Genomic DNA, 7,952 nt, shown 5'->3' with positions numbered 1-7,952 from the left:
TATGCGATCGTCGGCAGCGTCAGATGTGTATAAGAGACAGAGCCCCACCCCGCTGGTCGAGCTTGTCGAGACCACCTCAAAGATCGTTGCTCGCTGACCACCCGGGGCTCGGAGTCATAGGCGCCCACGGCTGCGCGCCCTGGCTCGCCGCCCGATTCGGTACCGACGCAGGAACATTCGACGCGCACGCCCGCTGGTCGGCAGTCGGAGTCGGATAGACCGCAGCAAAGTCGTAGCGCGACACGTACCACCCGCCGAAGACGTTGCCGCCAGGCGTCCGTTGCGATCCCCGCACTCTGACCGGCGGCGCGCTGGCCTGCTGCAGGAAGTCGATTTCAACCGGTCGCGGCGCATCAACCCGCGAGCTCCACGGCGACGCCCCGCTGCCGCTGCGCACCGACGAATACCCGTACCGGCACAACACAATTCGCGTCCCGTACGCACTGTCTTCTCGACGCAGGGCCGAGAAGAACACAGTCCCGACCGATGGCTTGGCATCCGACACCTTCGACGGATACACCGTGATCATCTGATCAATGTTCGACGGCGCCGCCTCGGAGAACCCCGGATACCCCCAGCTCGTCGACTGCGCGGCGTTCGCGATCTCGAACGATTCGACGAAGGCGCGAACAAACGTCCCCTCGGGGCCCGAGAGGTCGAGCGCACCACCCGAGATCCACCGGAACGTCGTGTTGAAGTCTGTCGGAACGTGGTCGCTGGGCGCGGGCGCCGCCGAGACTGCAGTCCCTGACTCGGTGGTCACTCCACATCCGACCAGCGCGAACAGAACGCACAGGGCGGCCGACATCGTTGCGATCACTCCGCGATGCTTCTGCGCCACGACGATCACCCCTTCGGCTTCGGCCTGGCCCCGGGTTGTCGGCTTAGTTGCAGGGTAGGCACCGTAACCGCCGCGCATGGGCAGTGCCGCGCATCAGAAAGGCGAAGATAGTGCAACAGAATGGAGTAGCTGAGGATTCCTAGGCCGCCAAACGAATCGATAGCCCGCTCCTCACCGCAGCGGCGGACCTACACCGTGTAGCCCCTTTGGAGGACACCCTTGCGAAGCCGAGCAAACCGTTTGCGAGAACCTCAGGGCAGCATGCGAGTCGTACACGTGCGAAATGCTTTCGACCGGCGGTTTCCGTGTTGACAACATTGGGGCCCTATGACAATCTGAGTGCAATTCTTAGCTGCCGCTAAGGCGAGTCCACACCGCTGTGGGCGCCCCCCTGATCAGAGCTCACCCGGAGGCCTCATGGCTACTGCATTTGCGCCCACAGTCAAAACCAGATTCTCCTCAAGGATGCGTATGGGCGCTGCGGCCGTGGCAGTCGCGTCCGCTGCCGCGTTCACTCCCGCAGTTGTGCATTCAGCACCCATCGCCGCCGCGGCGCCTGCGGCGCAGGTTGCATACATCACCAAGGGTGTTCCTTACGTCGTCAAGGCGTCTGCTGCACCCACGGCAGCGGCACAGCCCCTCAGCAACTGCCAACCGAACAACTTCGGCTGCTACCTCGTTGAAGGATTGAGGACCGCCGGCCAGCAGTTCAGGCAGGGTGCGGCCTACTGGACGCGGGGCGTAGCCAGCGTTGTCGGCACCGTCACTTACGTGACCACTGCAGCAACCGGGCAGGTCTTCAAGGCCATCGGTCTCAACCGTATCGGCTCGATCTTCACCTTCATCGCGAACACCATTGCGAGGATCACCAGGGTCGGTCCGTACGGCACGTAATCAGATGTGAAAAATACTCGTCAGTTCACGTGACCACGTGAACTGGCGAGTATTTTTATGTGGATTTCGCGATTTGTGCTCACCATGCGCCGAAACTTCGACGGCGCCCTAGTGCAGGGAACTAACTTCAGTGGGACTCTCCCCGCGTCGGTCGACTAATGACGGCTTGACCGACGGTTCTAAGGCGACCGACGAGAACACATCGACTACGAGCGACATCTTCAGGCGACGCAATCTCGTGATTGCAGGGGTAGCAGTGCTCGTCATCGTCGCGGCGTACTGCGTGTGGCTCATGTTTCAGGCGCAATCGGTCAAGAGCAACCTCGAACAGGCCCGAACGCTGTCGCAACAATCCAAAGACTCTCTGCTGCATGAAGACATGTCGTCCGCGTCGAAGCTGGCTGGTCAGGCGGAGCAGCACGCCCAGGACGCGAAAGACACCACCCACTCGGTGTCGTGGAGCGTGGCAGCAGCCGTCCCGTGGCTCGGCAGCCCGCTCAAGACCGGGCAACAGATATCCGACGTCGCCGCCGGCCTGACCTCCGAGGTCCTGAAGCCTGCAGCGCAGATGGGCGCCACCGTTGCGCCCGGTTCACTGCTCGCCGGCGGGCGCGTCGACGTCGCCAAATTGCGCGATGAAGCGCCCGAACTCACAAAGATTTCCGCTGCCGCAACCCGACTCGATAAAGACGCACAAGCGATACAGAATCCGCATTATGTCTCTGCTCTCGATACCGCACGGTCTCAGGTGCAATCGCAAACTGCCGACATAGCGACGCTGCTGAAGAATACTTCGATTGCGGCAAACATTGGCCCTGCAATGCTCGGCGCCGACGGTCCGCGGTCATACTTTATGGCATTCCAGACGAATGCCGAGGCGCGCGGCACAGGCGGCCTCCTGGGCGGATTCGGCATCTTGCGGTTCAACGACGGCAAACCGACAGTCGACGACCTGGGCGCCAACAGCGAGCTCAACAAGACGTTCACGCCGCTCTCCCTCGGGCCGGAGTACGAGGAACAGTACGGCTACACCAACCCGAGCACCGACTTCCGAAACAGCAATCAGAGCGCACACTTTCCCTACGCCGCGCAGATCTGGAAGTCGATGTGGAAGCAGCAGTCCGGCACAGACGTCGACGGCGTCATCGCCCTTGACCCCATTGCGCTGAGCTACATTCTTGGCGCCACTGGACCGGTCACGATGCCCGACGGCGAGGTGATCACCAAGGACAATGTCGTCGAGCTGACGGAGTCGACGGCGTATACCCGGTATCCAGATGACCAGGCTGCCCGTAAGCAGTATCTGCAGGGCATCGCAATCGAGGTGGTCAAGAAGGTGACCGGGCCCCTCGAGTCTCCACAGGAGGTGCTGCGCGCGCTCGGGCGCGGCGTCGGCGAACACCGGATCTCCGTGTGGAGCGCATCGCCCGACGAGCAGGAGCAACTCGAGCAGACCCCGCTTGCTAACACCGTTGCCAACGACCGTGCTCCGCACGCACAGTTCGTCGTCAACAATCTTGGCGGCAACAAGATGGACTACTACCTGACTCGCCAAATCGAGTACAGGGCAGAGGGTTGCACCCCCGGCACACGAAGGTCGACCGCGACCATTCGGCTGACCAACACGATCAAAGACACGTCGGGGCTACCCGACTATGTCGTGGGCAAGATGGGATTTCTACCGGGCTTGGCCTCGGGAGTTCCGCGCGGTTCGATGATCACCTCCGTGCGTCTCCTCGCCACTACCGGCGCCGAGGTCGTCAGTGTGAAGGTGAACGGCTCGCCCGTGCAGGTCATCGGTTCAACCGAACGCGGACACCCCACCTTTGAAGCCACGTTCGCCGTGCCACCCGGCGAGACCGCGGAATTGACGTTCGAACTGACCGAACCCAGCACGCCCGGCGAGGCACAGGTCCCGGTACAGCCTCTCATCGACAATCCGACTCCCAAGGTGTCGGTGCCCGAGTGCTCGGACTAGCGCATAACATCGCCGCAAGAATCCGCACCAACTAGCACTCACACCCGTCGAATAGTCCGAATGGACTGCGTGCCAGCACCGAAGCACCGGACCGATCAGAACGCACGAAATGCGTTGCCCGCTCACAACTGCGGCCTCCGACGTGATGGCGATGAGGCATCACATGTCGGTGCGTGTACATCCTGATGAGCAGCTTCCGAGGTTTCATCATGCAGTAGCTAGGCAGTGCATCGGTTTCGTATCTGTACTGCTCAGTGAACGCGATAATCACCATAGATAGCGGACAGCGTGTCTGGTCCGGACCGAGCGCGTAGACGCACAACGCTCCTGCGGCCGCACACGACGCAGGCGGGCAATCTAGTCGAACTTGCCGAACGCCCGAAAGTGGCTACTCCAGAATACGAGTGCATCCGTACTGAGGACGATAGCCAACTTTCAGGGATGGCACTCCTCTCGCCGATGCAGGACAAGACTCGCCGAACACCCACACACGAGCCATGTAACGGACCGCCACCCGAGGCATCAGCCGACAAAGGTGTCCAAGAGCGCTATTCGATAATCTCCACTCCGTCGCCACCCCTCTGTTCGAACCTCTTCGCAGCAATCAGGAAATGAACGTCGAGTTCTGTAGAACGTCCTTCTACCGGTCAACGCAGGCACCGATTGCGAACTAACGAGGAATCAGACACTATGACAACTTATGAACCCCGTAACTCTCTGGATCGTCAGCAACAAGCTGCACCGATCAGGCATGAAACGATGCGCACGTGGCATCAAGGCGATCAATTCACTTATCTACAGCAACGCACTCCCACCCGAAGTCACCATCGATAGCTCTGTGCGGCTCTGGCACCACGGACTTGGTGTCGTTATACACCCCGATACGACTATTGGCAGGGGCGTTCAGATTGCGCATCATGTGACGATCGGCGCTGGGTCTCCGCGAACCGGAACCACTTACGGGGTTGTTATTCAAGATGGAGTAAAGATCGCCGCTGGTGCCGTCATAGCTCCCCCCAAAAACACACAAATTACGATCGGGAAGCACTCAGTGATCGGAGCCAATTCAGTCGTACTACGGGATGTAGCCCCCGAATCGGTGATTGTCGGAGCACACCGAGTCGTCAAGTAGCAGCCAACTGCAGCCAACCCTAGGATCAGATCCCGAAAACTTCCCCGCCTACCACCCACGTAGCAATTGCGTTGAGAATGAATCTCGCATAATGATACTGACTCGCCGCGAACGCTTACCCGCAGTTCGGGGCGGGCCCAGTTGTTCAACCTCCGCGACCTCGAAGCCACAATCTAACCGGCAGCTCCCAGGCTCTCGTCCCACCATCAAACCCATCGACTCTCTTTGGCCAGTCAACACTGCTGCTCCATCCGAGGCAACTCAATCGTGCCTTGCTGCAGGCCAACCACCTATTCAGTCGAAACCTCTAAACCCTCGGACAGGGCGCGCTCGACAATGTGCGGCGGCGCGCTCCAGTCAGCTACAGCCCTTACGGCGGACCGCTGGGCCGGTGTTAATCGCTCGCTAATCTTCCTCGCAGGCACACCAGCCCACACTTCGAAGTCACCGATATCCCGAGTCACGACCGAGCCAGCTCCCACAACAGCACCCAACCCAATCCGTCTGCAACCCGGCAGGATCACTACGTTGGCTCCAATCCATACGTCAGGTTCAATTCGGCAGGCAGAGCGAGAAACATCAGACGACGGCCCGACATATCCGAGAACCGGGTTGTACCAATAGGCGTGCATCAGCGGGTTCTCAGTTGGATGCGCTGCGCCAAAACGACGCACATTAGGACCAATCGAACAATAGGCACCAACACTCGTCAACCTGTCAGCCATTCCAACGTCGAGAAGGGAGCCATAGGCGAAGTTGCCAATATCGACGCCATGATACCGGGACATTATCCTACGAAACGAAACCGACGTCATCTGCCCGCCCTCCAGTTTCAACACAAGACGAATCAGGAATCGTCGAAATGGTACTCGGCCATAACTTCTCACCAACAGACCACCCAATAGAGTTCGACGCATACGGATTCGAAAACTCACTCTTCGGTCAACCCTCCCTCAGTTAGGAACATCAAGTGTTTCGACGGACAGTGTTCTTCGCTAGTGGAACAACTATAAGACCGTATAAGTTCGAAACGAACACAACCCGGGACGTGACTATGGCCGAGAGTACTCATACAGGTACGAATAGACCCCGTTTGATGCTTCAGCGTAGTTCAAGACGACACCGAACACGCCGGCATCAGCACGTTCCAGCTGTTCGACCGCCGACACCGTGTCGGTAGTCTTGGTTGTACCAGATCTAACAACAAGTACCACGCCGTCGGCCAGCGCTGCTAAAACGGCCGAATCCGTGACGGGGAGTACGGGCGGCGAATCTATAATTATCCTTTCGTACTCCTCCTTCAGCGCCTCAAACAGACTCACAGCACGCGCACTGCCTAATAGCTCCGCCGGATTTGGAGGAACCTCACCACTGCAGAGCACACTTAGGGATTGCCATTCGGTATCCTGAATAGCGTCGCGCCAATCCAAGTTCGCGCTCAAGACCGTCGAAAGCCCTACACTCCCCGCCAGTCCGAATCGCTCGTCTATCGTGGGCCGTCGAAGGTCAGCATCGACAAGCAGGGTCTTCTTGCCGTCCTCAGCGCTCGCAATAGCCATACTGATCGCGGTTGTCGTTTTACCATCGCCGGGCCTTGGACTGGTTACTACAAGACAATGCGACGGAGTATCTACGACCACAAACGATAGATTCGTGCGCAGCTTCCTATACGCCTCCGCAGCTGCAGTTGCACCGAACGAATAATCCGGCCCGAACCGTCGCGAAGCGAGGGCTTCATCTGCTGGTATGACTGATAGAACGGAGAGCTCCATATCCTTAACATCGTCGGGAGTTCTCACCTTGTTGTCGAATCTACTCCGTATCACGACAATCAGAATTCCAACCAGGGCCCCGATTATGATTCCGAATACGACGTATCGCTTTCTGTTGGGCGAAACTGGCACAGATGTCGCAACCGCAGGTGAGACCACCGTGGCTTTAGCCAGAGCCTCGGAAGCGCCCGGAGGGCGTTCCAGCGAGTCAATACTGGACAACAGAGCTGCGCTAATTGAATTCGCAAGCATGGCAGCTTCAGCGCTATCTGGATCATAAACACTCACCTTGAACAAAACAGTTTCCGGAGTTGTTTTAACCTCTGCCATAGCCCTAAGCTCCGAGACGCTCTTTGAGGAACCAGAGTCTCTAATAGCTGCGCTAAGCACAGAGTCCGACAGAACGAGCTGCGCATAAGAACCAATTCGCTGCTGGGAAGCCAGTGATCCCTGATATGCCGCAGCCGTGTTAGCATCCGTGCCAGCAGTCACATATAGCGTTGCTGTCGAGCGATAGACCGGCGTCTCATTGAGACTGTACAAGAACGCTGAAGTACCCGCCACTAGCGCGCACATGGCCACTATCCACCAAGCGCGCACAACTAAAGAGAGCGAATTTGATACTCGTCGCAAAGCCAAATTGCGACTCGTCACCGAATCTGGATCTTCTATACGCATAGCCGTCATTCCGTTACCTCTCATTACCTTGCTCACAATTCGGCTCGCTTGAGGGTCTCGAGCGATGGCGCCCGCAATTCACCGCTGGCGTCCGAGCCATCCCAACCTCGCGGAAGGGCCACAGAGACGGCAAGCAGCGCGCCAAGTACGACAGAAGTGCTGGACGCGACCGGGAACGGTACAGCCCAAGATAGGGTAAGGAATCCAATAGCGCAGGAGATGAATGCGGCGCGTATACCACCCGCCTCCAGGGGCAACGATTTCCACATTAGCGTCACTATGGAAAGAGTATAGGTCGTGAAACCTACAAGACCTGTCTTCACAAGCAACCACAAGTAGAAGTTGTGCGCATAGTAAGCGGTGGCTGGCGAGCCTAGGTCGCGCGGAGGCTTGTAAGCGTATCCGAACCAGTGTCCGAACCAGAGACTATTTCCGCCAATAGCGCTTCGTAGATACTGTGTTTCGACCTCACGATACCTTATCGATGTATCACGGCTTAGACTTACCGACGAAAACCCCTCGACCACTCTGCCCTGATACGCATCATATATTGCCTTAAAACGAGCCAATGAGCGTATATCGGCTCTTCGAAGTTGAGCGGGCAATGCCTGGTCAGGGCCGCGGCGTGTCGTTGAGGTGAGACGCCCCTGGTCTCCG

The 7,952-nt window shown here is 58.4% G+C and carries 5 protein-coding genes and 1 pseudogene; 3 read left to right on the top strand and 3 right to left on the bottom strand.

The window, feature by feature from the left end:
• Positions 1–76 precede the first annotated feature (76 nt).
• Positions 77–850, bottom strand: a complete 774-nt coding sequence (locus A5785_RS10410) for a hypothetical protein (RefSeq protein ID WP_064866282.1) — start codon at positions 848–850, stop codon at positions 77–79.
• Positions 851–1,312: 462 nt separating this feature from the next.
• On the opposite strand from A5785_RS10410, the gene A5785_RS10405 reads away from it, so the two are divergent.
• The 3 genes from A5785_RS10405 (at position 1,313) to A5785_RS24015 (ending at position 4,845) form a co-directional block, all read left to right on the top strand.
• Positions 1,313–1,735, top strand: coding sequence for a hypothetical protein (locus A5785_RS10405; RefSeq protein WP_049700818.1), 423 nt, complete (start codon positions 1,313–1,315; stop codon positions 1,733–1,735).
• Positions 1,736–2,027: 292 nt separating this feature from the next.
• Positions 2,028–3,713 (top strand): DUF4012 domain-containing protein, encoded by a 1,686-nt coding sequence (locus tag A5785_RS10400; RefSeq protein ID WP_156525606.1) that lies wholly within the window; start codon positions 2,028–2,030, stop codon positions 3,711–3,713.
• A gap of 700 nt (positions 3,714–4,413) precedes the next feature.
• Positions 4,414–4,845 (top strand): DapH/DapD/GlmU-related protein, encoded by a 432-nt coding sequence (locus tag A5785_RS24015; protein ID WP_082937964.1) that lies wholly within the window; start codon positions 4,414–4,416, stop codon positions 4,843–4,845.
• Between the two features lie 1,052 nt (positions 4,846–5,897).
• Here A5785_RS24015 and A5785_RS10395 read toward each other — a convergent pair.
• Positions 5,898–6,947, bottom strand: a complete 1,050-nt coding sequence (locus tag A5785_RS10395; RefSeq protein ID WP_231895461.1) for a polysaccharide biosynthesis tyrosine autokinase — start codon at positions 6,945–6,947, stop codon at positions 5,898–5,900.
• Between the two features lie 48 nt (positions 6,948–6,995).
• Positions 6,996–7,295 (bottom strand): annotated as a pseudogene (locus A5785_RS24010) (Wzz/FepE/Etk N-terminal domain-containing protein); the annotation flags it as partial.
• Positions 7,296–7,952 lie beyond the last annotated feature (657 nt).

The organism is Gordonia sp. 852002-50395_SCH5434458, from assembly GCF_001665905.1.
Taxonomy (GTDB): Bacteria; Actinomycetota; Actinomycetes; order Mycobacteriales; family Mycobacteriaceae; genus Gordonia; species Gordonia jacobaea.
The sequence above is the reverse complement of the archived record's forward strand: the minus strand, read 5'-3'. Positions and strand labels throughout refer to the sequence as shown.

Excerpts from the sequence above, each read along its gene's own strand:
- A5785_RS10405 (WP_049700818.1), top strand. The coding sequence starts at position 1,313 with ATGGGCGCTGCGGCCGTGGCAGTCGCGTCCGCTGCCGCGTTCACTCCC.
- A5785_RS10400 (WP_156525606.1), top strand. The coding sequence starts at position 2,028 with ATGTTTCAGGCGCAATCGGTCAAGAGCAACCTCGAACAGGCCCGAACG.
- A5785_RS24015 (WP_082937964.1), top strand. The coding sequence starts at position 4,414 with ATGAACCCCGTAACTCTCTGGATCGTCAGCAACAAGCTGCACCGATCA.
- A5785_RS10395 (WP_231895461.1), bottom strand. The coding sequence starts at position 6,947 with ATGGCAGAGGTTAAAACAACTCCGGAAACTGTTTTGTTCAAGGTGAGT.